At 61.2% G+C, this 22,483-nt stretch carries 21 protein-coding genes; 8 read left to right on the top strand and 13 right to left on the bottom strand.

Going from position 1 to position 22,483, the window contains the following annotated elements; all coding sequences use genetic code 11:
- Positions 1–217: 217 nt before the first annotated feature.
- The 3 genes from L8I05_RS22940 to yedA form a co-directional block, all read right to left on the bottom strand.
- Positions 218–748, bottom strand: coding sequence for a hypothetical protein (locus L8I05_RS22940; RefSeq protein WP_242171641.1), 531 nt, complete (start codon positions 746–748; stop codon positions 218–220).
- A gap of 232 nt (positions 749–980) precedes the next feature.
- Positions 981–2,318 (bottom strand): DEAD/DEAH box helicase, encoded by a 1,338-nt coding sequence (locus L8I05_RS22935; RefSeq protein WP_242171640.1) that lies wholly within the window; start codon positions 2,316–2,318, stop codon positions 981–983.
- Between the two features lie 48 nt (positions 2,319–2,366).
- The gene (yedA, locus tag L8I05_RS22930) at positions 2,367–3,263 is read right to left on the bottom strand and encodes a drug/metabolite exporter YedA (RefSeq protein ID WP_159960101.1); all 897 of its coding nucleotides are present in this window, start codon (positions 3,261–3,263) and stop codon (positions 2,367–2,369) included.
- Between the two features lie 160 nt (positions 3,264–3,423).
- Between yedA and L8I05_RS22925 the strand changes: the two genes are divergently transcribed.
- On the top strand, positions 3,424–3,876 hold the full coding sequence (locus L8I05_RS22925; protein ID WP_242171639.1) for an Lrp/AsnC family transcriptional regulator: 453 nt from the start codon (positions 3,424–3,426) through the stop codon (positions 3,874–3,876).
- 136 nt (positions 3,877–4,012) lie between these two features.
- On the opposite strand, the gene L8I05_RS22920 is transcribed toward L8I05_RS22925, so the two are convergent.
- Positions 4,013–4,282, bottom strand: a complete 270-nt coding sequence (locus L8I05_RS22920; protein ID WP_242171638.1) for an acyl carrier protein — start codon at positions 4,280–4,282, stop codon at positions 4,013–4,015.
- A 492-nt stretch (positions 4,283–4,774) separates the two neighbouring features.
- Between L8I05_RS22920 and L8I05_RS22915 the strand changes: the two genes are divergently transcribed.
- Positions 4,775–5,083 (top strand): DUF3077 domain-containing protein, encoded by a 309-nt coding sequence (locus tag L8I05_RS22915; RefSeq protein WP_242171637.1) that lies wholly within the window; start codon positions 4,775–4,777, stop codon positions 5,081–5,083.
- Between the two features lie 139 nt (positions 5,084–5,222).
- Here L8I05_RS22915 and L8I05_RS22910 read toward each other — a convergent pair whose 3' ends face one another.
- The 3 genes from L8I05_RS22910 to L8I05_RS22900 all read right to left on the bottom strand — a co-directional run bounded on the left by L8I05_RS22910 (position 5,223) and on the right by L8I05_RS22900 (position 7,225).
- Positions 5,223–5,834 carry a 3'-5' exonuclease gene (locus tag L8I05_RS22910; RefSeq protein WP_159960104.1) on the bottom strand — a complete coding sequence of 204 codons (612 nt, stop codon included), beginning with the start codon at positions 5,832–5,834 and terminating at the stop codon, positions 5,223–5,225.
- A gap of 29 nt (positions 5,835–5,863) precedes the next feature.
- Complete coding sequence (locus L8I05_RS22905) at positions 5,864–6,340, bottom strand: NYN domain-containing protein (RefSeq protein WP_017139349.1); 477 nt, start codon at positions 6,338–6,340, stop codon at positions 5,864–5,866.
- Between the two features lie 117 nt (positions 6,341–6,457).
- Complete coding sequence (locus L8I05_RS22900) at positions 6,458–7,225, bottom strand: DUF2076 domain-containing protein (protein ID WP_242171636.1); 768 nt, start codon at positions 7,223–7,225, stop codon at positions 6,458–6,460.
- 180 nt (positions 7,226–7,405) lie between these two features.
- Here L8I05_RS22900 and L8I05_RS22895 point away from each other — a divergent pair, with 180 nt between their 5' ends.
- Both L8I05_RS22895 and L8I05_RS22890 read left to right on the top strand, forming a co-directional pair.
- Complete coding sequence (locus L8I05_RS22895; protein WP_242171635.1) at positions 7,406–8,065, top strand: YciC family protein; 660 nt, start codon at positions 7,406–7,408, stop codon at positions 8,063–8,065.
- A 40-nt stretch (positions 8,066–8,105) separates the two neighbouring features.
- On the top strand, positions 8,106–9,194 hold the full coding sequence (locus L8I05_RS22890; RefSeq protein WP_242171634.1) for an endonuclease/exonuclease/phosphatase family protein: 1,089 nt from the start codon (positions 8,106–8,108) through the stop codon (positions 9,192–9,194).
- Positions 9,195–9,282: 88 nt separating this feature from the next.
- Here L8I05_RS22890 and hrpB read toward each other — a convergent pair whose 3' ends face one another.
- Complete coding sequence (gene hrpB / locus L8I05_RS22885) at positions 9,283–11,790, bottom strand: ATP-dependent helicase HrpB (protein WP_242171632.1); 2,508 nt, start codon at positions 11,788–11,790, stop codon at positions 9,283–9,285.
- Between the two features lie 252 nt (positions 11,791–12,042).
- On the opposite strand from hrpB, the gene L8I05_RS22880 reads away from it, so the two are divergent.
- Positions 12,043–12,462 carry a polyribonucleotide nucleotidyltransferase gene (locus L8I05_RS22880; protein WP_159960113.1) on the top strand — a complete coding sequence of 140 codons (420 nt, stop codon included), beginning with the start codon at positions 12,043–12,045 and terminating at the stop codon, positions 12,460–12,462.
- Between the two features lie 9 nt (positions 12,463–12,471).
- Positions 12,472–13,365 (top strand): cation diffusion facilitator family transporter, encoded by an 894-nt coding sequence (locus L8I05_RS22875; protein ID WP_159960115.1) that lies wholly within the window; start codon positions 12,472–12,474, stop codon positions 13,363–13,365.
- Here the strand turns inward: L8I05_RS22875 and L8I05_RS22870 are convergent.
- Entirely contained in the window at positions 13,362–14,465 is a 1,104-nt protein-coding gene (locus L8I05_RS22870; RefSeq protein WP_242171631.1) for a DUF6515 family protein, read from the bottom strand. The genes L8I05_RS22875 and L8I05_RS22870 overlap by 4 nt on opposite strands.
- Positions 14,466–14,908: 443 nt before the next feature.
- Here L8I05_RS22870 and L8I05_RS22865 point away from each other — a divergent pair, with 443 nt between their 5' ends.
- Together L8I05_RS22865 and L8I05_RS22860 are read left to right on the top strand one after the other, a co-directional pair.
- Complete coding sequence (locus tag L8I05_RS22865; protein WP_003194418.1) at positions 14,909–15,388, top strand: Lrp/AsnC family transcriptional regulator; 480 nt, start codon at positions 14,909–14,911, stop codon at positions 15,386–15,388.
- Between the two features lie 217 nt (positions 15,389–15,605).
- Positions 15,606–15,815, top strand: a complete 210-nt coding sequence (locus L8I05_RS22860) for a DUF2788 domain-containing protein (protein WP_025999909.1) — start codon at positions 15,606–15,608, stop codon at positions 15,813–15,815.
- On the opposite strand, the gene L8I05_RS22855 is transcribed toward L8I05_RS22860, so the two are convergent.
- The 4 genes from L8I05_RS22855 to L8I05_RS22840 form a co-directional block, all read right to left on the bottom strand.
- Positions 15,810–16,445, bottom strand: coding sequence for a pseudouridine synthase (locus tag L8I05_RS22855; RefSeq protein WP_242171629.1), 636 nt, complete (start codon positions 16,443–16,445; stop codon positions 15,810–15,812). The two genes, L8I05_RS22860 and L8I05_RS22855, sit on opposite strands and share 6 nt — an antisense overlap.
- A 71-nt stretch (positions 16,446–16,516) precedes the next feature.
- On the bottom strand, positions 16,517–17,989 hold the full coding sequence (amn, locus tag L8I05_RS22850) for an AMP nucleosidase (protein WP_024077553.1): 1,473 nt from the start codon (positions 17,987–17,989) through the stop codon (positions 16,517–16,519).
- Between the two features lie 196 nt (positions 17,990–18,185).
- Positions 18,186–19,841 (bottom strand): acyl-CoA dehydrogenase family protein, encoded by a 1,656-nt coding sequence (locus L8I05_RS22845; RefSeq protein ID WP_242171627.1) that lies wholly within the window; start codon positions 19,839–19,841, stop codon positions 18,186–18,188.
- A 91-nt stretch (positions 19,842–19,932) separates the two neighbouring features.
- A complete protein-coding gene (locus L8I05_RS22840) occupies positions 19,933–22,311 on the bottom strand; it encodes a hybrid sensor histidine kinase/response regulator (RefSeq protein ID WP_242171625.1) in 2,379 nt (792 codons plus the stop codon).
- Positions 22,312–22,483: the final 172 nt, after the last annotated feature.

The raw sequence follows: 22,483 nt of genomic DNA, 5'->3' as shown, positions 1-22,483 counted from the left end.
CGCGCGTAACGCCATAACGGCCGCGCGCAGACTCTCATTACCCTGCTGCCAAACGTTGAGCAAATGCTCATCCATCGGAAATCGCTCTATCGCCTCCTCCGAAGCCGGTTGAGTGGGTGGCCGATAGACAGGCTCTAACGCTTCACGCTCCAAGTCGTCCAAATACGGTTTTCTCACCTTATACACCCTCCGCTACAGCACTATTCCACCAGCACGATCAATTGGTAATGGGGTATTTATAAGCCTTGTAACTAGCACCAAACTTATTCTCCCACTCTTTAACCTTAGGTGCGTCCGGCCCCAGTAACGTTATCAATTTATCGATAAACTCACTCTGCACCTGGTAGGGCTCATCGCCGCTTTCGTAAAGGGGGGCAACTGCTTTGTCGTAGTCACTGAGCAGTGTTTGGTACTCCTTTAACGCAGTCTTTCTCATGCCATCATATATATCTTCACCCTTCTTCATTTCTTCGGGCGAGATCTTAAAGTGGCTTACCATATGATCCAGGAACTTCCTGTATTCGCGAAAAGCGGGATACAGAGCCCCCTTATCCTCATACTTCTTCGCTCGGGCCCACAGCTCTTCGCCTTTTAGTGATGCCTTTTCATATGCAACGATCTCCGCGGCTTTTTTTTCCGCGGCATCCGCTGCCCTATTCTTTCTAGACTCACTAACCCCTATGCCGGCGCCTATAACTAGCAGGCCCCCTACCACAGCTGCCCCAAACGGAACCAGAAAAACAGCCATACTCACCTCTCTATTGTAATTCGATATTTACAATAGATCAGTGGCGAGTGAGAGTTCTAAGTTCCAAATACGTACAGGGCAGTTGATGACCAAAAGTTTCTACACAGGGAGAAACACACAAATGAATTTATACAGTTATTAACCTGTCGTTTCAAAATCTTGCAGGGCGTCGAGTGAGCGGCATTGCACCGCTCACTTAATTCACCACGCCTTCGTTAATCAAACAAAAGACTTACTTCTTCTTACGCGGCCCCGTGTTAAAAACAGGCACTTTACGCACCGGCTTAATCGAAGGCTCCGACGGCGCCACGTCCCCACTGTCCACCCACTTGCCCAAATTGCGCTTACCACCGCCACCACCCGAAGCCTTGGGCTTCTTCGGTTTCTTCGGCTTCTTCACCACCTGGCCACTGGCATCGGTGTCCGGCACACGGTGCTCCGGTTCGAAGTCCGGCTCCATCTTGCGGATCAAGGTCTGACGCGTCAGCATCTCGATGGCCGACAGCATGTTCACCTCATCGGCACACACCAGCGAAATCGCCTCGCCGGTATTGCCCGCCCGGCCGGTGCGGCCGATACGGTGGATGTAATCCTCGGCCACGATCGGCAGGTCAAAGTTGACCACCAACGGCAGGTCTTCGATATCCAGGCCACGCGCCGCCACGTCGGTGGCCACCAGAATCTGCACGTCGCTGGACTTGAAGCGGTCCAGTGCGCGCTGGCGAGTGGCTTGGGGTTTGTCGCCGTGGATGCCGTCGGCATTGATGCCCAGGCCCTGCAACTTATCCACCAGCGCATCCACGCCGTTACGGGTTTTGGCGAACACCAGCACCTGCTTCCAGCGGCCTTTGCGCATCAGGTGCACAAACAGCTCCGGCTTGCGCTTCTTGTCCACCGGCACCACCCATTGCTTGACGGTGTTGGCGGCGACGTTGCGCGGGCTCACTTCGATGCTCAGCGGGTCGTTGAGCATCTGCCCGGCGAGCAGGCGGATGTCATCGGAGAAGGTCGCGGAGAACAGCAAGGTCTGGCGCTTTTTCGGCAGCATGCGGTAGATGTTCGCCAGCTCTTCGGAGAAACCCAAATCGAGCATGCGGTCGGCTTCATCCAGCACCAGGGTTTGCAGTTGGTTGAGCTTCAGCGCGTTCTGGCGGAACAGATCGATCAGGCGGCCCGGCGTGGCGACCAGAATGTCGACGCCCTTGCGCAGCTTCATCATCTGCGGGTTGATGCTCACGCCGCCGTATACCGCGTACGTGGTCAGCGGCAGGTGCTGGGCGTATTCGGCGACGCTGGCGTGAACCTGCTCGGCCAGCTCACGGGTCGGGCACAGGATCAGCGCGCGCGCCGAGTTGGCGGCGACTTTCGGCCCTTCCATGGTCAGCAATTGCAGGAGCGGCAGGGCGAAACCTGCGGTCTTGCCGGTGCCGGTCTGGGCCGCGGCCATCAGGTCGCGACCGGCCAGCACCGCCGGAATGGCTTGCGCCTGCACCGGCGTCGGGGTCTGGTAGCCAAGCGTCTCAAGGGCGCGCAGCAAGGGTTCGATCAGGCCAAGTGTGGCGAAAGTCATGTGTTTACCGTAGGAAAAATTCAGCGCATAAGCGTAATGCGCGCAAGTTTACCTTATTTCCGGCTTGGGCTTGCGCCACTGGGGCAGGCTGATCAACAGCACGGCGCTGATGATCACCAGCATCGCCAGGGCTTCTTCCATGCCGATGGTCTCGCCGACAAACACAATGCCCAGCAACACCGCCACGGCCGGGTTCACGTAGGCATAGCTGGTCGCGGCCGCCGGGCGCACGTGCTTGAGCAGGTACATGTAAGCATTGAAGGCGATGATCGAGCCGAACACGGCCAGATAGGCCAAGGCCAGCCAACCTTCAATCGGCGGGATTGAATGCAGGCGCTCACCGGTCAGCGCACTGCCCACCAGCAGCAAGGCACCGGCGATGATCATCTCCGCCGCACTGGCCATGGCGCCCGCCGGCAACGGCAAGTGCCTGCTCCACACCGAGCCGAAGGCCCAAGAGGCTGCAGCAAACAGCAACAGCATCGCACCGGTCGGGCTCGACTGCAGGTTGGAGCCCATGTTGAGCATGGCGATGCCGATAATCCCCAGCACTACGCCGGCCCATTCCAGGCGGGTATTGCGCGCGCCCCAGAAATACCCGCACAGCAACGTGAACAACGGCACCGTCGCCACCGCCAACGCCGCCACACCGGAGGCAACGCCCGTGTGCTCGGCCACCGTCACCGCACCATTACCAAAGGTCAGCAGCAAAATGCCGATCTTGGCGGCGGCCTTCCACTGCACCCACGTCGGCGCAGGCGCCCCACGCCAGCGCAAATAGCCATACATCGCCAGCCCCGCCACCAAAAAGCGAATCCCGCCGAGCATCAACGGCGGCCAGTACTCCACGCCGATTCGAATCACCAGATAGGTGGAACCCCAAATCACATACAGCGCAAAAAAAGCGGCGATCAACGGTAAGGGAAAACGACGTGGGCCAGGCATTGGGTAGCTCTGCGGCAGAAGAAGGGAGGCTTATTCTAGAAAGGCAGCACGCTAAACATAAGTTACAAAACCTGTTTAAACCGCCCGTACACTTTCCAAAACATGGTTATGAAGGCTATAAACCGTGCATTCGAAAGCCAGGCATCACCGGAGCCTTATCATGGACAAATACGACCGCATGCTCCTCAGCGCTTTGCTCGAAGACGGCCGCGCTTCCTACGCGCAACTGGCCCGCACGGTAAACCTCTCCGCCCCCGCCGTGGCCGAGCGCGTAGCCAAGCTGGAAGCCAGTGGCGTGATCACCGGGTACCAGGCCAAGGTGGACTTCTCCAAAATCGGCCTGCCGATCCAATGCACGATCGAACTGCGCCTGACCAACAACGGCAGCCAGAAGGTGTACGACGCCCTCGCGGAAATCCCCGAGCTGACCGAATGTCATCGGGTGACGGGCGACCCGTGCGTGATCATGCAAGCGGCGGTGGGCTCGATGCCGGAGTTGGAGAACCTGATCAATCGGGTGGCGAAATTCGGCTTCAGCAAGACCTCGATCATTTTGTCGAGCGCGATAGCGAGGCGGGTGCCGTTGGGGCAGTTGGAAGGGAAAGCCACCTGACACCGATCGACCGATCGTTCCCACGCTCTGCGTGGGAATGCCGCCAAGGACGCTCTGCGTCCGCTTTTGAGGTCGTGACGCAGAGCGTCACAGGAGGCGTTACCACGCGGAGCGTGGGAACGATCAAACAGGCAATTTACTGTGGGAGCTGGCTTGCCTGCGATGGCGTCAGTTGCCTCACAATCAAGTCGACAATCTGCTTGATGGTCGTGATGTGATCCCAGTCTTCCTGAGTCGCCTGCAGATTGAACTGCCATTTGATCTGCATGACAAAGCAGGTCAAATCGTCATCAATGATCGTGAAGTGATGGATGAAATCTGTTTGTTCCGTCACTTTGCTTTGGTCGATAAAACCAATGATATCGACGAACAGCTGAATCACTTTTTGGGTGATCTCATTTCTCATAAGACCAAATTCCTTTTCGCTACTAACGAGCAGGATCTTAATTGTTTGGAAGAAGTCAGCGTTTGGCGAAAGAGAAACCAGAAGAATCCGACATTGCAACAAGACTCAACCTACTGACTGTTCCGATATGTCGCAAAAGCCCCCTCCAAGGCGTTATGTTTCAGTGGCCAGCAAGACCGATCCCTTTCATTTGCGGGACGTTTCCTAGAGAATTCTACGGCCTTGTTTCCGCCGGATCAGGTAGCTAGTCTCGCTCAGTCATCGAATGTTCGGTGACCGGACGTGCAAGTCCGATCAGTGGAAAATGCGCAGAGCCTTACCACCCAGCGCCCAATTTTATTAGGCGTTGGCACGTTATGGCAGCTGTGCGCGGGAGGCCATTAGGCCTGCTGGGTTTTTCCGCCCCGGTCTTGCACACCCGCGTACTGCTGCCACCCTAATTCGCGTGCAAGCGAACGGGTGCAGCTTCTTACCTAGCGGAGAAGTTACACCATGGTCAAAATTACCCCCGATCCACCTCGCTCCAACCCAGACTTCCTCAGCGAAGACGCCCTGCTCAACCGCCGAGCCATCGACTACTACCTCAAAGCCTCCGCCCCGGACGCGCCCAACTTTGTGCTGAACGACAACCTGAGCTTCGAAGACGCCCTGGCCCATGCGGCGGATTTGCTGCATTGCGCGGTGGAGACGGCGCAGGTGGCGGGTGAAACGATCAGCGCGCAGCAGCGGGCGGTGATGCATTTGGTGGGGATGGCGAAGGAGGTGGTGGAGCGGGCGTTGGCGTGTGTACAGCCTCGATGAACAGCGCATAACCCCTGTGGGAGCGGGCTTGCCCGCGATTGCAGTGTGTCAGTCACCGAACAATTGGCTGATACACCGCCATCGCAGGCAAGCCAGCTCCCACACTTGGAGCTTCGGTGCGCTTGGAGTAGCGCAAGCGTCAGAACCCGCGATGCTTCTTCAAATGCTCATTGATCTTCGCCGCCGGCACTTTCTGCAAGGTGCACAGCAGTTCATGAGACAGTTCGCGCAACCCATGCGTACGGCGCAATTCTTCAGCCAGATGCGCCGTGAGGTTGGCCGCCATCTCCGCATCCGCCATCGCCCGGTGAGCCTTGCCGGTGTGGGGCAGTTGGGCGAACGAATTCAGTGTGCCGAGCTTGTGGTTCGGCGCCGAAGGCATCAAACGGCGCGCCAGCAGCAGCGAGCAGGCGAATTTTTGCAGGCGGGTGCGGCGGATCAGGCCCAGTTCGAAGTCCCAGAACTTCTGGTCGAACGCGGCGTTGTGCGCCAGCAGGGGCGTGGTGCCGACGAACTCATTCACTTCGTTCATCACCCGCTCGGCCGGCGGTGCACTGCGCAGCATGGCGTTGCTGATGCCAGTGAGTTGTTCGATAAACCCCGGCACGCGCACACCAGCATTCATCAGGCTCTGGTAGCGGTCCACGATCTGGCCGCGCTCAAGGATGACCACCGCAATTTCCGTGGCCCGGCAGTGGCTGCTCGGGGTGATGCCGGTGGTTTCAAAGTCGATGACCGCTATACGTTCCAAACCTGTTCCAACTCCGTCTCACAATTGACTTATTTGAGCAGCAACGCGCCTTCGATCGGCACGTAGCGGCTGGCGGCGCGTATCAGTGAATTGGCCGTAAGCCCCGGCACGCCGTAGGCCACGGCTTCGACGCCGTGCTTTTGGATGATGCGTTCGAGCAGCATGTCGAAATCACCGTCGCCGGAGGCCAGCACCACTTCGTCGACGTGGTCGGCGGCGTCCATGATGTCCAGGGTGATGCCCACGTCCCAGTCGCCCTTGGCCGAGCCGTCAGCACGCTGGATGTAAGGCTTGAGTTTTACCGTAAAGCCCAGGTTGCGCAGGATCTGCTGGAATTGCTGCTGCTTGCTGTCGCCACGGTCGATGGCATACGCATACGCTTCGACGATCTGCCCGCGCGAACTGATGTCCGCCCAGAGGGCCGCGTAGTTGAAGTGGCAGCCGTAGGCCTGGCGCACGGTGTAGTAGAGGTTTTGTACATCGGCGAACACCGCAATTTTCTTCACCGCACTTCCTCATGACAGCCAGGCGCCAGCGCCCGGAAAGGCGCCAGTATGCCAGCCATGGGGAAGTTTCAGCGAAAAATCAGCCCGGGGCGACGAAGCGCCCCGGTTGAGTGCGGGTCAGACGAAGGAGTCGTCGTCGCCAAAAGACGAGGAATCGTCGGAATAGTCGTTGTCGGCGAAGCTGTCCGAGGCATTGTCGTTGCCCCAGCTGTCATTGCCGGCGAACTTCTGGTCGTCGTTGCCCCAGTTGCCGTTGTCGCTGGCAGGCGCCGGCTCTTCGCGGATGATTTCTTCCACGACTTGTGGCTGCTGCGAGTTGTGGCTGAACAGGCTGCTGATGCCTTCAGCCAGCATCACACCACCGGCCACGCCGGCGGCGGTTTTCAGCGCGCCACCGAGGAAGCCGCTACCAATCGGCGCGGCGGGCGCTTGCTGGGGTTGTTGATAGTTCTGCTGCGGCGCGCCGTAGTTTTGCTGGGGTGCAGGCTGACCGAAAGACGGCCGCGCCGGTTCACGCCAGCCACCGGAGGATGGCGCGGCGCTTTGTGCCGGCTGCGAGTCACGGGAACCGCCGCCGCCAAAGATGCTCGACAGGAAACCACCACTGCTCGGCGCAGGTTGTGCGGCCTGAGACTTGGCCTGTTGCAACTCATCCTGCAATTGCTGGATCTGCTGCGCCTGTTGCTTGTTCTGCGCGTCGAGGCTTTTGATCGCGTGTTCTTGCACCAGGATCGACTGGGTCATGTAGTACCCGGCGGCCGGTTGGCGAGTCATGTGCTCCTTGATCCGCGCTTCAGCCAGGGCGTCGCGGGGGGCTGAGTCCGTTTCGGCTTGTTGCAACCGTGAAAACAGTCCATCGATCAGGGTTTGCTCTTCGCTGTTCATGGCGACCTCGTTAGATTGCCGGTAGAAATCATGGGCCTGCCTGTAATCAAGCAAGCTACGCGCTAGTTATGGGGCTCTTAACCGACGTTTCAATGGTCTTTACGCAAGGTTTACGTTTGCTTGTGGCTGGCCATGATCGGTTAAAGTGTGGGCCTTGCTTTTAGGCCTGTGATTAACCTGATGAATCCGTTAGACGTATTGCGCGACTCCTTCCGTTTCACCCTGCGCAACCTGGGCGCCATCGTCCAGTTGTGCCTGCCGTTGGTGATTCTCGAAGCCTTCCTGCAACAGTTGCTCGACCACACGCTGGGCCCGAATACGTTCCCCGGTTCCCCCATGGTGGCGAGCTTGTTGGTGTACCCGCTGTACACCGGCGCCTTGATCCTGTTTCTTGACGCGCGTACCCGTGGCGAGTCGCCGCGTACTAAAGATGTGTGGGCGATGGCGCTGACCCTGTGGCCACGTTTGGCCCTGCTGACAGCCATCAGCTCGCTGCTGCTCGTGTATGCGTTTTCGTTGTATTACCTGCCGGGCCTGGGCCTGATGGTCATCCTGGCGTTTGCCGAATACGTGCTGGTGTTACGCGGCATGTCGGCGCTGGAAGCGATAAAGGAAAGTGTGCGCCTGAGCCGAGGGCACTTCTGGCGAATTCTGGTGTGCCTGCTGTGCGTAATGACGCCGCTATTGCTGCTCAAGGGCGCCACCGAGGCGGCCTATCCTGATCCCGCGCCGCTACTGGGCCTGTTGATCGACAGCGCCCAAAGCTTCCTGCAACTGTTTACCTGCGTGGTGATGTTTCGTTTATTCATGCTGATCGGTGGCGATGCCGACGCGCGGTGATATGCTCCGTGCCATTCCTGGAACGCTATAAGCCGAGCCGATGACCCGTTTAGTGCGCATCACCCTGTTGAGCCTGTTGATCATCGCGGGCCTGCTCGCCGCCCTGATCTACAGCCTGACCTGGCGCCCTGCCGACAAAGAAACCCTGCCCGTGAGCTGCGTCGCACCCCGTGCGCCGACCTTGCTGCCGGGGCAGGCGCTGAAGGTCATGACCTGGAACGTGCAATACCTGGCCGGCAAAAACTACGTGTTCTGGTACGACACCGCCGACGGCAGCGGCCCGGACGACCGTCCTACCTTGGAAGACATGGCCTCCAGCCTCGACGAAGTCGCGCGGGTGATCCGCGATGAACAACCCGACATACTGCTGTTGCAGGAACTCGACGAAAACGCCAAGCCGTCGCACTACCAGGATCAAATCGCGCTGCTGCAAGAACGCCTGGTCGACCTCTACCCGTGCAGCGCCCAGGCCTTCGACTGGAAAGCCGACTTTGTGCCCAACCTGCATATCTTCGGCAGCGTCGGCCGCAAACTGGTGACCCTCAGCCGCTACCAGATCGAACACGCCGAACGCCTGCAACTGCCGGTGTCCCCGGCCAACTTCATCAGCCGCCAGTTCCAACCAAAACCTGCCTTATTACTGACCTACCTGCCGCTCAGCGATGGCGGCCAACTGGCCGTGCTCAATACCCGCCTGGATGGCGACAGGCCTGGGCGTTCGGCGGTGCAGGAGCAGGCTAAAGCCACGGTGAAATTGCTGGATAAGTTCGAAGGCCGTGGCACGCCCTGGCTGATCGGCGGGGATTTCAACTTGCTGCCACTGGGGCAATTCCTGCGCCTGGATGCCGGCAAGCGCGGCCAGTATTCGCCGGACAGCGAGCTGCATCTACTGTGGGATAAATACCCGATGATCCCGAGCAACAGCGAATCCAGCGGCATTGACCGTGAGAAATGGCTGACGCACTTCCCGAATGACCCGAGCGTGGATGGCCCGGATCGTACGTTGGATTATTTGTTTTACAGCCCAAGGATCAAGCGGGTGGAGGCGAAAGTGCGGCAGGAAGATACGCTGCGTATTTCCAATCACCTGCCGGTGATTGCCCGCTTCCTGCTGCCTGCCGCGCAATAACCAACACCACAAAACTCAATGTGTATGGGGACTTGTGTGGGAAGGGGCTTTTGTGGGAGCTGGCTCCCACATTAGATCTCCACAATGCCTACTTGCGCGGCTTGATCCTGGCCGTCGCTTCCGCCACCAACGGGTCATCCGGCCAGTAATGCTTCGGATACCGCCCCTTCAAATCCTTCTTCACCTCGGCATAGGTACTGCGCCAGAAATTCGCCAGGTCCTGCGTCACCTGCACCGGCCGGCGCGCCGGGGACAGCAGGTGCAGCTTGACCACCTGGCGCCCACCGGCAATGCGTGGCGTGTCCGCCAGCCCGAACAACTCCTGCAGGCGCACCGCCAGAATTGGCGGTTGTTCGCTGTAGTCCAAACGTACCGATGAACCCGAGGGCACTTTCAGGTGCTGGGGCGCCAGCTCGTCCAGGCGTTGCGGCAGCGGCCAGGGCAGCAGGTTGTGCAGGAAGCTTGCAATATCCAGGTTGGCGAAATGGCTGAGGCGCGAGACTTTGCCCAGGTAGGGCATCAGCCAGTGCTCCAGGCTGGCGAGCAGCGCCTTGTCGCTGATATCCGGCCATTCGCTGGTTTTGCCGGCGTCCAGTTGGCGCAGCAGCATGACGCGGGCCTGCCATTGGCGCAGCTCGGGCGTCCACGGCAGCAGTTCCAGGCCTTTGCGGCGCACAAGGTTGACCAGTGCCTGGCTACGCGCGGACTCGTCGAGGCCGGTCAGCGGTTCGCGGCTGAGCACCAGTTCGCCGACTTTGCGCTGGCGTTCGGCGCGCAGTACGCCTTCGCGTTCGTCCCAGTCCAGCTGGTCGACATTACGCACTTGCTCGGCAAGGACCGTGTCGAACAATGCCGGATCAAAATCGGCGGCGAGGTAGATGCGTTCTTCGCGCTGGCCCTGGCGGCTGCCGAGGTCGGCAATCACCAGCCAGGGTTGTTTCATCAAGCTGTCGGCCTCAGCGAACAGCGCGGCGCGGCCGTTGGCCAGGCGGTATTCGGCGCCGCCGGGGCGGCGTTGCTGGGCGACGCGGTCCGGGTAGGCCAGCGCCAGCAAGGCGCCGAGCCAGCGCGGGTGATCGGGGTCGGCAACGGCCTGCGTCGCCTGGCCTCTTAAATAGCCGCGGTATTGCCGCGCCAGTTGCTTGGCTCGCTGCACGCCGCCTTGGGTGCCGCGCGCGCGTTCTTCGCCGGACATCAGCGCCAAGCGGCTGTGCAAATCCGCACCGCCGCCGCGCAGGATGTCGCGCTCACCCAACAACGCGGCGACATCACAGGCAGTGGCCGCCAGCCCGAGGTCCTGCCCACGCAACAACAAATGCGCGATACGCGGATGCGCCGGCAACTCGGCCATCTTCTGGCCGTGGGCGGTGAGTGTGTCGTCGTTCAAGGCGCCCAGGCGCACCAGCAAGTCCTGGGCCTGGGCATACGCGGCCGTCGGCGGCACATCCAGCCACACCAGCTGCGCAGGCGTGACGCCCCAACGCGCCAGTTGCAAGGCCAACCCGGCAAGGTCGGCGGCGAGGATTTCCGCGCTGCCATACGCTGCCAAGCCTTCATGCTGGTCTTCGGACCACAGCCGATAACACACGCCCGGTTCCAAGCGCCCTGCCCGGCCTGCACGCTGGGTGGCGCTGGCGCGGGAGATGCGCTGGGTGTCGAGACGAGTCATGCCGCTGCCGGGGTCGAAACGCGGCACACGCGCCAACCCGGCGTCGATCACCACGCGCACGCCATTGATGGTCAGGCTGGTCTCGGCAATGTTGGTGGCCAGCACCACTTTGCGTTTGCCGGCGGGTGCCGGGTCGATGGCGGCACGCTGGGCGTTGAGGTCGAGTTCACCGTGCAGCGGGCACAGCAGCACATCGGGGCGATCACCCAGGGCGTCGGCCAGTTGCTGATTAACGCGGCGAATCTCGGCCTGGCCCGGCAGAAACACCAGGAGGCTGCCGGTCTCGTCGTGCACGGCCTCAAGGATGGTCTGTACCACACGCGGCTCAATAAATTCACCGGCCTGATACGGCCGACCCCAGCGCATCTGCACCGGGAACATACGCCCTTCGCTGCGCAGGATCGGCGCGTCGTCCAGCAGCCCGGCCAGGCGTTCGCCTTCAAGGGTGGCGGACATCAACAGGATTTTCAGCGGCTGCTCATCGCGAAACAAATCGCGGCCGTTCAGGCTCAGGGCCAACGCCAGGTCGGCGTCGAGGCTGCGCTCATGGAATTCGTCGAAGATCAACAGGCCCACGCCGTCCAGCGCCGGGTCGTCCTGCAAACGCCGGGTGAGGATGCCTTCGGTGACCACTTCGATGCGCGTGTTGGGGCCGACTTTGCTGTCCAGACGAATGCGATAGCCGACGGTTTCGCCGACCTTTTCCCCCAGCTCACTGGCCAGGCGTTCGGCGGCGGCGCGCGCGGCCAGGCGGCGGGGCTCGAGCATCAGGATGGTTTGCCCGGCCAGCCACGGCTCGTTCAACAATGCCAGGGGCACGCGGGTGGTTTTACCGGCGCCGGGCGGCGCTTCCAGCACGGCTTCATGGCGAATCGCCAAGGCGTCACGCAGGGCGGGTAAAACATCATCGATTGGCAACGAATTCATACTGGCTCCAAAGCAGAGCGGCGAGTATAACGGCGAACTGCCGGATGCCGGTGGTGGTCTCAAAAACACCGCTGGCTTGCGATATGAAAGCAGTCAAAGGTGGGAGCTGGCTTGCCTGCGATAGCGGTGGGTCAGCCAGCCCATATGGCACACACATACCGCTATCGCAGGCAAGCCAGCTCCCACATTGGATCATCGCCGTCTGATAGATCTGGCTTATAGTCACCCTTAAATGTGTTCAGGAGAGTCTTCATGCGTATCGCTTCCCGTGTCATCGGCGGTGTCCTCGCCGTCACCCTGCTGAGCCAATTGACGGCCTGCGGTTCGATCTTCTACCCGGACCGCCGTGGCCAGATCGACGGCAAGATCGACCCGGCCATTGCCGTGCTCGACGCCGTGGGCCTGCTGTTTTATGTAATCCCGGGCCTGATCGCGTTCGGCGTCGACTTCGCCACCGGCGCGATCTACTTCGAGCCGGGCAAGACCGCCCAGGTCGCCCCGGAAAAACTGCGCGAAGCCATCGGCGCCGACGGCAAGGTCGACAACGCCAAGCTGCAAACCATCATCCAGAAAGAAACCGGCCGCACCTTGCCGCTGGATGACCCACGCATGATCCAGTTCAAGGGCAGCGTGCAACAGCTGGCTTCCCTGGGCCTGCAACCCGCTGCTTAAGGACCGTTCATGACCAGCAGTCCCGAACACGCCAGGCTCTTGCGCCTGGCCACACGCGCGTCGGTGGGCGTGGCGTGTGCGTTGATTATCACCAAGGCCATCGCCTGGTGGTTCAGCGGCTCGGTGAGCATGCTCGCCGGGTTGACCGACTCACTGCTCGACGGCGTGACCTCGCTGCTGAATCTGCTCGCAGTGCATTACGCGCTGCGCCCGGCCGATGATGATCATCGCTATGGGCATGGCAAGGCTGAGTCGCTGTCGGGCATGGCCCAGGCGCTGTTTATCGCCGGCAGTGCGGTGTTGATCGCGTTCCAGGCGTACCAGCGTTTGCAGCATCCGGAACCGGTCGGCGCGCCGTGGCTGAGCATTGGCGTGATCGTGTTTTCGCTGGTGATGACGGTAGCGCTGCTGATGCTGCAACACCGGGTGATCCGCGAAACCGGCTCCAACGCCGTGCGCGCAGATTCGCTGCACTATCGCTCGGACTTGATGCTCAACGGCAGCATCCTGGTGGCGTTGGTGTTGGCAGGCCTGGGCTTTCATCAGGTGGACGCGTGGTTCGGCCTGGGGATCGCCGCGTACATCTTGTGGAGTGCAATCCAGATCGCCCGGGAAAGTTTTGCGGTGTTGATGGACGAAGAGCTGCCGCCGGATGTGAGCCAGCACATGCTGGAGCTGGCGCGGGGTGTGCCGGGCGTGTTGGGTGCGCATGACCTGCGCACGCGGATTTCCGGCAGCCACTGGTTTGTGCAACTGCACCTGGAATTGCCGGGGGAATTGACGTTGTCAGTGGCCCACGGCATCAGCGACCAGGCCGCCGATGCCATTCACGCCGCCTACCCGCGCGCCGAAGTGCTGGTGCACGCCGACCCGCGGGAAGTGGTCACCGGTAACAAGGCCTAGTACTGCACCTGATAGCCACGGCTGGTCAGGCAGTTGCCCTGGGCCTGGCGGTAGGTTTGCACCACCGCCGGGTCCGGGGCGTAGGTCACGGTGCGTGGGTCGAAACCGCTTTGCTGCACCGCCCAGCGATAACAATCGTAACCGTCCTGCTGCACCTGAGCCGGTGATTGGCCGTTGGCCGGGTAGGCCGTCACGTCATACCCGTTGCCCTGCGGCGCGGGTTGCGGCGCCGGCACTTCGGTCGGCGGCTGCACCACCACGTATTGCTGGGTGGCGCTTTCGTAGGTGTAGTAGGAACCGGCTGCAAGGAAAAACAGCGCGCTGCCCACCCACACTTCCCGCGCGTAGTCCGGCAGGTATTGCACGCGAATGCCGTACGGCGGCGTCACCACCACATAGCGCGGGCCTTGCGGGCGATACCAGTAGCCGCCGGAGAAGAAGTAATCCTGGCCACGGTAAGGCACGCGGTAATCGCGGTCGGGGAAACGGTCGACGATGTAGCCCGGGCGGTATTGCGGGCCTGGGCCCCAGCCGTTGCCGTGCCCATTCGGGCGGCCCGGCCAGCGGTTGTCATTGGGGTGGCCATTGTTGAAGCCGCCACCCGGGCGCGGGCCAGGGCCATTGCCGCCCTGCCAATGCGGGTTGCCATCGTTGCGACGCGGGATGTCCTGGTAATAGCCCTGGCGCGGTTCCTGGGTTTGCCGAACCGTGTCCGGACGCCCCTGGATCGGCAGGTTATTCCCAGGTTGCGGCGCTGGCCGAGGTTGCTCGGCACCTTGGGGGCGACCTTGCCACTGCCCGCCGCCATGGGGCTGTTGCTCGGCGCGGTCGAAATGCTGGTTTTGCGGACGCGGCTGGTTGTTTTCCGGGCGCGGTTGATTGTTCTGCGGGCGTGGCTGGTTATTTTGCGGGCGCGGTTGATTGTTCTGCGGGCGTGGCTGGTTATTTTGCGGGCGCGGCTGCTCGTTGCCTTGCCGCCCGCCTTCCGGGCCTCTTTCATGCTGACCGCCGCCTTCAGGGCGCGGGTCGTCGGCCATCACTTGCGTGCCGACGGTGACCATCAGCAAACCTACACCTGCCATACGCCAGATGCGCTTCATGCTATTCCTCACTGCGGATAAGGGCCTAGAACGTCCGGCCTCATAGATGAGACTGGAAAAGCCTCGCCCGGTTCTGAGACAGGTTATCAGTCACGAGAAGTATTTTTTCGGCTAAACGCGCAGGCAAAGAAAAAGGGGTGACCCGTCGGCCACCCCTTGAGAATTTCGTCCTTGCTCAACGCTTTTGACGTTGGCTCACCTCACGCCGTCTTGTGGACAGTGTGCAGCCTGGAGGCCGGCTCAACCCTGCTGGGGCGGCGGCCGCAACGGGCCTGATTGGGCTCGCTGCAAGTGGACTGTTGTCCAGGCGGTGATTCTGTTGGTAATCATAGGCTCGCCGCGCCGGCAGATGATTGCGAAGATTGCGTCAATAAACAGTGCTTGCGCAATTTTTAACCCTTCATAGATAATTCACCGCAATAGTTACGACAAAGGCCAACCCAATGAGCAAGCTTGACCGATACGACCTGAGTATTTTGGCGGAATTGCAGCGCGACGCGAGGATCTCCAACCAGGAGTTGGCCGAACGCATCGGCCTGTCGCCTTCGCCCTGCTCGCGCCGGGTCAAGCAGCTTGAAGACGATGGCTACATCGCGCGCCAGGTCGCGCTGCTCGACCGCAAGATGCTCGGCTTGAGCCTCACGGCCTATGTACTGATCGGCATGGACCGTCACACACCCGAGCGTTTCGAAAACTTCGAGGCGGCGATCCGCACCCTGCCGCAGGTGCTGGAATGCAGCTTGGTGACCGGAATGGATGCTGACTATCAGTTGAAAGTGGTGGTGCCGGACATGGATCACTACCAGAAACTGCTGCTGGGGCATTTGACCCGTATTGAAGGCGTGACCAGCGTGCGCTCGAGTTTTGTGCTCAACCAGGTATTGAACAGCACCGAGCTGCCGCTGACGCACCTGCGTACCTGATCTCAAGCACAAAGAAAATCCAATGTGGAAACTGGCTTGTGTGGGAGCTGGCTTGCCTGCGATGCAGACAACTCGGACTATCAGGCAGACCGAGGTGACGCTATCGCAGGCAAGCCAGCTCCCACATTGACCCCATCAAGACTCAGGTCAATGCTCCGCCTGGAGCCCTGCCTTATACTTCCCGCCTGCCCTGCCGGAAAATGCTCACATGAACAACATCGACCCCGCCCTGTTCGAAGAATGGATGATGACCGGCCTGGTCACTATCCTGATCATTTTCATGGGCTTCATCGTCTGGGACCTGGCGAAGAAATCCAAGGCTGGGCGCTTTGGCTCGTTCATCCTGTTCTTCGTATTGGGCCTGGGCGTGGCCGCGTTCATCATCAAGAGCGTAGTGATCGGCCTAATCGAGTCCGGCGCCTTATAAACGCGCCGGTACTTCCCTCCATTGGCCCTGGTCCAGGCCATCAATCGACCAGTCACCAATGCGCACGCGCACCAGACGCAAGGTCGGCAAGCCCACCGCCGCGGTCATGCGCCTCACCTGGCGGTTACGCCCTTCACGAATCACCAGCTCCAGCCAGTGCGTGGGCACACTTTTGCGAAAACGCACGGGTGGGTTGCGCGGCCACAGTTCAGGCTCATCCAACGGGCGTGCCTCGGCGGGCAAAGTCATGCCATCGTTAAGCTCCACACCGTCGCGCAGGCGTTGCAGTTGTTCTTCGGTGGGCTCGCCTTCGACTTGCACCCAGTAGGTCTTTGCCAGCTTGTGCTTGGGGTCGGCAATCCGCGCCTGCAACTGGCCATCGTTGGTCAGCAGCAGCAGGCCTTCGCTGTCACGGTCCAGGCGCCCGGCCGGGTAGATGCCGGGGATGTCGATAAAATCCTTGAGCGTCGCACGCCCGCCTTCGTCGCTGAACTGGGTCAGTACGTCGAAGGGTTTATTGAACAGGATCAACTTCGGCTCGGCCGGTGGCGCCTTGGCGACGCGACGTGCAGCGGAGTACGGAGGTTTCACGCCAGGGCGGCGCGCATCGGGACGGGTGGGACGGGACATGGCAAAGGAACATCTAACGGTCAGGACCGACAATGCTAGTGGCCTGACCGCTAAATGACCATCCCAACCGCTTAGCGGAACGGCGGCTCGTCGAAGCTGCGCAGTTTGCGCGAGTGCAGCGAGTTGAGTTCGGTGCGCAACAGGTCGACCGCCTCGATGCCGATCTTCAAGTGCTGGCTGACCGCACGTTCATAGAACGCGTTGGCCGAACCCGGCAGCTTGATTTCACTGTGCAGCGGTTTGTCCGACACGCACAGCAACGTGCCATACGGCACCCGCAGGCGGTAACCCTGGGCAGCGATGGTGCCACTTTCCATGTCCACGGCCACGGCGCGGGACAGGTTGATCAGCGGCCGTTCCTGGGCCCAGCGCAGCTCCCAGTTGCGGTCGTCGTAGGTCAGCACGGTGCCGGTGCGCAGGCGTTTTTTCAGCTCTTCGCCTTTCTCGCCTGTGACGTTGGCCGCCGCTTGTTGCAAAGCCATCTGCACTTCGGCCAGGGCCGGAATCGGGATGTTCGGCGGCACTACGCGGTCGAGAATCCCGTCGCGGCGCATGTAGGCGTGGGCCAGTACGTAGTCGCCGATGGTCTGGGATTGGCGCAGGCCGCCGCAGTGACCGATCATCAGCCAGCAGTGCGGGCGCAGCACGGCCAGGTGGTCGGTGATGTTCTTCGCGTTGGACGGGCCGACGCCGATGTTCACCAGGGTCACGCCGTGGCCGTCGCTGGCTTGCAGGTGGTAGGCCGGCATCTGGTAACGGTGCCAGACCACGCCCGCAGCAATGGCCGAGGCTTCGCCGTGGTCCATGCTCTTGTCGATGATCACGTTGCCCGGCAACACCATGCGGATAAACCGTGGGTCGCTGCGCAATTGCTCCAGGCCATGCAGGATGAACTGGTCGACGTAGCGGTGGTAGTTGGTCAGCAGGATCCACGGCTGCACATGGCGCCAGTCGCTGCCGGTGTAATGCACCAGGCGGCGCAGGGAGAAGTCCACGCGGGCGGCATCGAACAGCGCCAGGGGCAACGGGTCGGTGTTTTCCCAGTCGTAGAGGCCATCGGCAATGCCGTCGGTGGCGGCGGACAGGTCGGTGCTGGGGAACACGCGCGCCAGGGTCGCGGCGGTGACGCCGGAGCCGGCCAGTTCATCGCCCTGCTCGACTACGTACGGGTACGGAATGTTCTGTTGGCTCACGCCGACTTCGACCGTGACGGTGAAGTCGTGCATCAGCGGCACCAGTTGTTCCAGCAGGTATTTACGGAATGCTGCCGGATGGGTGACGGTGACGCTGTAGGTGCCCGGCAGTTGGACCTTGGCATACGCGCGGGTGGTCTGTGGGACTTCGCCGTGGCAGTGGTAGGTCAGGCGCAGTTCCGGGTAGCGGAACAGTGCGCGTTGTTCGGCGTCGGGCTCGACGCGGTCCTTGAGGTATTGCTTGAGGGCTTGATTGAGCGCGCCGGTAGCACGCTCATGAAGAGCCGCCAGCCGGTCCACGGCTTCTTCAGCGGTTTGAACGACAACAAAAGCTTCGGTCACGGTAAGCATCCTGTGTTCTGACTTGCAGGCCTTTATCTTGCCTGTATCCCTGTCAGACGCAAACTTTGAATTGGAGTGCCCTCTCAAGAGGGGTGCAATCCCTGTGGGAGCCGGGCTTGCCCGCGATGGCGGTGGGTCATTGATTTATGTGGGAGCCGGCACACCGCTATCGCAGGCAAGCCAGCTCCCACATTTTGAACCCTGTTTACTCAGAAGGATTGGGGGTTGAGCGGGCGACAATCGCCTCAACATTCACCCCACGCGGCAAGGTGCCGTACACCCGGCCGGACGACTCACCCAAGCGGCTGGCAATAAACCCATCACTGACCGCCGCATTCCCGGCCTCCAGCAACAGCTTGGCCTGCAGCGCCACGGCAATGTCCTCGGTCAGTTGCCGCGCACGGTATTGAATATCCTGGGTATCCATAAACGCCGACTTGAGCTGCTCGATATGCCGCGCCAACGGCTTGTCGCCATGCCCGTCACCCAGTTCGACAAACAGCGTCTCCAGCACGCCCGGCTCTTTCGACAGCGCCCGCAGCACGTCCAGGCACTGCACATTGCCGGAACCTTCCCACGTCGAATTCACCGGTGCCTCACGGTACAGGCGCGGCAGGATACTGTCTTCGACGTAGCCGGCACCGCCCATGCACTCGGCGGCCTCGTTGATCATCGCCGGCGCACGCTTGCAGATCCAATACTTGCCCACCGCCGTCACCAGCCGGGCGAACTTGGCTTCCTGCTCGTTATCGAGGTGGTCCAGCGCGCGACCCATGCGCATGCTCAAGGCCAGCGCAGCCTCACTTTCCAGCGCGAGGTCGGCCAACACGTTTTGCATCAGCGGCTGTTCGTTGAGAATGCGACCACCGACCAAACGGTGCGCGCAATGGTGGCTGGCCTGGGTCAGCGCCTGGCGCATCAAGGCGCTGGAGCCGACCATGCAGTCGAAGCGTGTCATGGCCACCATTTCGATAATGGTCGGCACGCCACGGCCCTCTTCGCCGATCATCCAGGCCAGGGCACCGCGAAACTCCACTTCGCTGGAGGCGTTGGAGCAATTGCCGAGTTTGTTTTTCAAGCGCTGGATGTAGAACTCGTTGCGCGTGTCGTCCGGACGGTGCCGAGGCAGCAGGAAACAGGTCAGGCCTTTGTCGGTCTGCGCCAGGGTGAGGAACGCATCGCACATCGGCGCCGAGCAGAACCACTTGTGCCCCACCAACTCATAGGCTTGCCCGGGGCCGCCCGCGCCAACCGGATACGCACGGGTGGTGTTGGCGCGCACGTCAGTGCCGCCCTGCTTTTCGGTCATGGCCATGCCGATAGTGGCGCCAGCCTTGTGGGCGATGCCGACATTGCGCGGGTCGTATTCGGTATTGAGGATTTTCGGCAGCCAGGTCTGCGCCAGGTCCGGTTGCAGGCGCAAGGCCGGTACGCAGGCGAAGGTCATGGTCAGCGGGCAACCGGTACCGGCTTCAGCCTGGCTGTGCAGGTAGGTCATGGCGGCGCGAGCCACGTGGGCGCCGGACTGCGGATGCGCCCACGGCAGCGACGGCAGGCCATGTTCCACGGCGGTGCGCATCAGCTCGTGATACGCCGGGTGAAACTCCACCAGGTCAATGCGATGGCCATAACGGTCATGGCTGTTGAACACCGGTTTATTCTGGTTCGCCAGGAACCCTGCTTCCATCAACGGCCCGCCTGCCAGCGCGCCATAGGCATCGATACGCGCCTCGGCCCAGCCGGCGCCAAAGCGGCGCGACCACTCTTGCAGGGGCAAGTCGATGCGGTACAGGTTGGTGCCGTCCAGGGACGGTGGCTGGTTGGTGACGTCGTGGGTTTCGGCGAACGGGTGCAGGTTCATGGCAGGCCTCCTGGAAAAAAAGGCCACGTACAGTTGAGGCCAGAATTTCAGTTAAGCACCGTCACAGGGCTTAAAAAAGTGGCATACCCGCCTAATGTTCGGCGCTTTCGCCCTCTAACGGGCACAGTAAACGGCGTTCCAGTACGGCCTGCAACGCGTCAAAACGCACGGGTTTGGCGAGCCGGTCGGTGATTCCGATGCCATGGCAGCGCTCACGATCCGACACATTCAGTGACGCACTCAGGGCGATCACCGGCAGTTCACCGCAACCGGGCAAAGCACGAATCTGACAACACAACGAGAAACCGCCTTCAGGCACATCCAGCAGTACCGCGTCGAAGGTTTCATTCTGCAAGAGCGCCAACGCGGAGGGGCCGTTGTCCACCGTTTTCACCCGGTAGCCCAACTTGAGCAGCATGCCGCGCACCGCCAGTTGGCCCACGCTGTTGTCGTCTACCAGCAGCACCGTGCATTCATGGGGCGCACGTTGCGTGAGGGGTTCATGGGGCTGCGCTTTTAGCTCGGGCGGCAGCGGATTCACGCTCACATCCAGCTGAAAACGGCTGCCCTTGCGTGGCTCGGAATGATGAGTCAGGCGCCCACCCAACAGCTCGATCAGTTGTCGGCAAATCGCCAGGCCGATGCCCAGGCCGCCGTATTCGCGGGTCATCGAGCCGTCCACCTGGAAGAAGCGCTGGTACAGCGTGGCCTCGTCGAGGAAAGCGAAACCGATACCGCTGTCGGTCACGATAAAGCTCAGGCGCAGGCTGCCGTCGCTGTGTGGAACACCCACCACACGCACGCGTACGGACCCGTCATGGGTGAACTTGAAGGCGTTGTCGAGCAGGCAGTCGAGGCACTGGATCAGTTTGCCGTCGTCGCCGATCACGCGGTCCGGCAGCTCATCCGCGACGTCGATGGAAAATTCCAACCCTTTGCTCTGCGCGCTGGCGCTGAACTGCTGGCGCAAGGTGTCGAGGGCGCCGCGCAAGCTGAACACCTGCGGCTGGGCTGTCAGGCGCCCGGCTTGCAATTCGGTCAGGGTGAGAATGCCGTTGACCATGCGCATCATGTCCCGCGCCGAGCCGGCGGCGGTTTGCTGGTACTGCGCGAGGTCGTCGTCCAGCGGCACGGTTTGCATCAACTCCAGTGAGCCGATGACGCCGTTCATCGGCGTGCGCAATTCGTGGGTCAGGGTGGCGAGGAATTCGTCCTTGAGGCGGTTACTGCGCGCGAGCTGCTGGTTGAGCACTTCGAGTTTCTGGCTGGCGTCGAACAGGATCTGCGCCTGCTGCTCGCGCATACCATTGATACGGTCTGCCAGGGCCAGGGACAGCAGCGCCACTTCGATGGCCGAGCCGAGCTGGCTGGCGTACATGGTAAGGAACATATTCGGCAGGTAGCCCAGCACCATCATCGTGTTGACCACCCCGCCCAACAGGAAAGCCGACCAGGCAATGATGAAATAGCGCGCCATGCGCTGGCCGCAATACCAGGCCTTGATCGCGGCAATAAAGATGGTCACGGTGAACACCAGCGCCAAGCCGGTGGCCAGGCGCAGGGCTACGGCATAGCTGGTCAGCAGCGCCAGCACCATCACCACCGCGCCGCAGGCCGCCAGCGCAAGCAATAGGCGGTCGAGCCAACGGCTGTGTTGCGCCGTGTGCAGGAAGCTGCGCGCAAACAGGCTGCCGAACAGCGCCGCCGACCCGATCAGGAACGGCACCGCCGCATTCGCCCACCACGGGTTGTTGGGCCAGAAGTACTCCACGGCCACGCCATTGACCGAGAGCTGATAAAGGCCGAACGAGGCGATATAGAGGATGTAATAGAGGTAACTGGTGTCGCGCACGCTCAGGTAGATGAACAGGTTGTAGACCAGCATCCCCAGCAGCACGCCATAGATGGCACCCAACACATACAGGCGCAGCGGTTGTTCTTCCAGATAGGCAGTGCCGGCCCAGAGCGTCAGCGGCGCCTGGATCGAGCCTTCGCTTTGCAGGCGCAGGTACACCGTTTGTTGCTGGTCGGGCACAAAGTTGAGCTTGAACAGGTAGTTGCTCTGGCGCACTTCGCGGCTGGCAAAAGGCAGTGCGCTGCCGGTGCGCGTGGTCAGCCGATAACTGCCGGTGCCGTCGTTCTGGTACAGGTCGAGGCGGTTCAGCGGCGGGTAAGCCAACTCCAGGAACCAGGTGCGCGGGGCGCGAGGGTCCGTGGCGGTGTAATGCAGGTCGACCTTGAGCCAGAACACCGAGCGCGAATAGCCAGCATTGAGGGTGGCTTGGTCATGGGTCTTGAACTGGGCGGCGTAGGCGGGAGAACTGACTTGGGCGATGGTGAGGGCGTCGGTAGGGTCTTCGAGCACTTGCATGACGCGACCCAGCGGCAGGCTTCGAGTGCTCTGATTGAACTCGACGGCGCCGGCGAGCATCGGCAGCCCGCACAAAAATAAAATCAGCAAATAGCGCATAGAGCCCCAGCGTGGCCTGTCCGGTTAGGTCAAAAGCCCCCCATTCCTTTTGAGTAGACGTAAACCGGCGATATCGTAAGTTGTTTGGATCCACTCTAGCATAGCCGCTACAGGCCATTAGACACCATTGATAAAATTTTTTGAAAGGCTCTAGGTCAAGGCTTTCAGCGAA

Source organism: Pseudomonas sp. MONT-RG-20F-20-E-7-02, assembly GCF_022662395.1.
In the GTDB taxonomy this organism is placed as follows: domain Bacteria; phylum Pseudomonadota; class Gammaproteobacteria; order Pseudomonadales; family Pseudomonadaceae; genus Aquipseudomonas.
Note: the sequence above shows the minus strand (reverse complement) of the source record. Positions and strands in the feature narration are given on the sequence as shown.

Coding starts and splice junctions, on each gene's coding strand:
- L8I05_RS22940 (WP_242171641.1), bottom strand. CDS start 748: ATGGCTGTTTTTCTGGTTCCGTTTGGGGCAGCTGTGGTAGGGGGCCTG.
- L8I05_RS22935 (WP_242171640.1), bottom strand. CDS start 2,318: ATGACTTTCGCCACACTTGGCCTGATCGAACCCTTGCTGCGCGCCCTT.
- yedA (WP_159960101.1), bottom strand. CDS start 3,263: ATGCCTGGCCCACGTCGTTTTCCCTTACCGTTGATCGCCGCTTTTTTT.
- L8I05_RS22925 (WP_242171639.1), top strand. CDS start 3,424: ATGGACAAATACGACCGCATGCTCCTCAGCGCTTTGCTCGAAGACGGC.
- L8I05_RS22920 (WP_242171638.1), bottom strand. CDS start 4,282: ATGAGAAATGAGATCACCCAAAAAGTGATTCAGCTGTTCGTCGATATC.
- L8I05_RS22915 (WP_242171637.1), top strand. CDS start 4,775: ATGGTCAAAATTACCCCCGATCCACCTCGCTCCAACCCAGACTTCCTC.
- L8I05_RS22900 (WP_242171636.1), bottom strand. CDS start 7,225: ATGAACAGCGAAGAGCAAACCCTGATCGATGGACTGTTTTCACGGTTG.
- L8I05_RS22895 (WP_242171635.1), top strand. CDS start 7,406: ATGAATCCGTTAGACGTATTGCGCGACTCCTTCCGTTTCACCCTGCGC.
- L8I05_RS22890 (WP_242171634.1), top strand. CDS start 8,106: ATGACCCGTTTAGTGCGCATCACCCTGTTGAGCCTGTTGATCATCGCG.
- hrpB (WP_242171632.1), bottom strand. CDS start 11,790: ATGAATTCGTTGCCAATCGATGATGTTTTACCCGCCCTGCGTGACGCC.
- L8I05_RS22880 (WP_159960113.1), top strand. CDS start 12,043: ATGCGTATCGCTTCCCGTGTCATCGGCGGTGTCCTCGCCGTCACCCTG.
- L8I05_RS22875 (WP_159960115.1), top strand. CDS start 12,472: ATGACCAGCAGTCCCGAACACGCCAGGCTCTTGCGCCTGGCCACACGC.
- L8I05_RS22870 (WP_242171631.1), bottom strand. CDS start 14,465: ATGAAGCGCATCTGGCGTATGGCAGGTGTAGGTTTGCTGATGGTCACC.
- L8I05_RS22865 (WP_003194418.1), top strand. CDS start 14,909: ATGAGCAAGCTTGACCGATACGACCTGAGTATTTTGGCGGAATTGCAG.
- L8I05_RS22855 (WP_242171629.1), bottom strand. CDS start 16,445: ATGTCCCGTCCCACCCGTCCCGATGCGCGCCGCCCTGGCGTGAAACCT.
- amn (WP_024077553.1), bottom strand. CDS start 17,989: ATGCTTACCGTGACCGAAGCTTTTGTTGTCGTTCAAACCGCTGAAGAA.
- L8I05_RS22845 (WP_242171627.1), bottom strand. CDS start 19,841: ATGAACCTGCACCCGTTCGCCGAAACCCACGACGTCACCAACCAGCCA.
- L8I05_RS22840 (WP_242171625.1), bottom strand. CDS start 22,311: ATGCGCTATTTGCTGATTTTATTTTTGTGCGGGCTGCCGATGCTCGCC.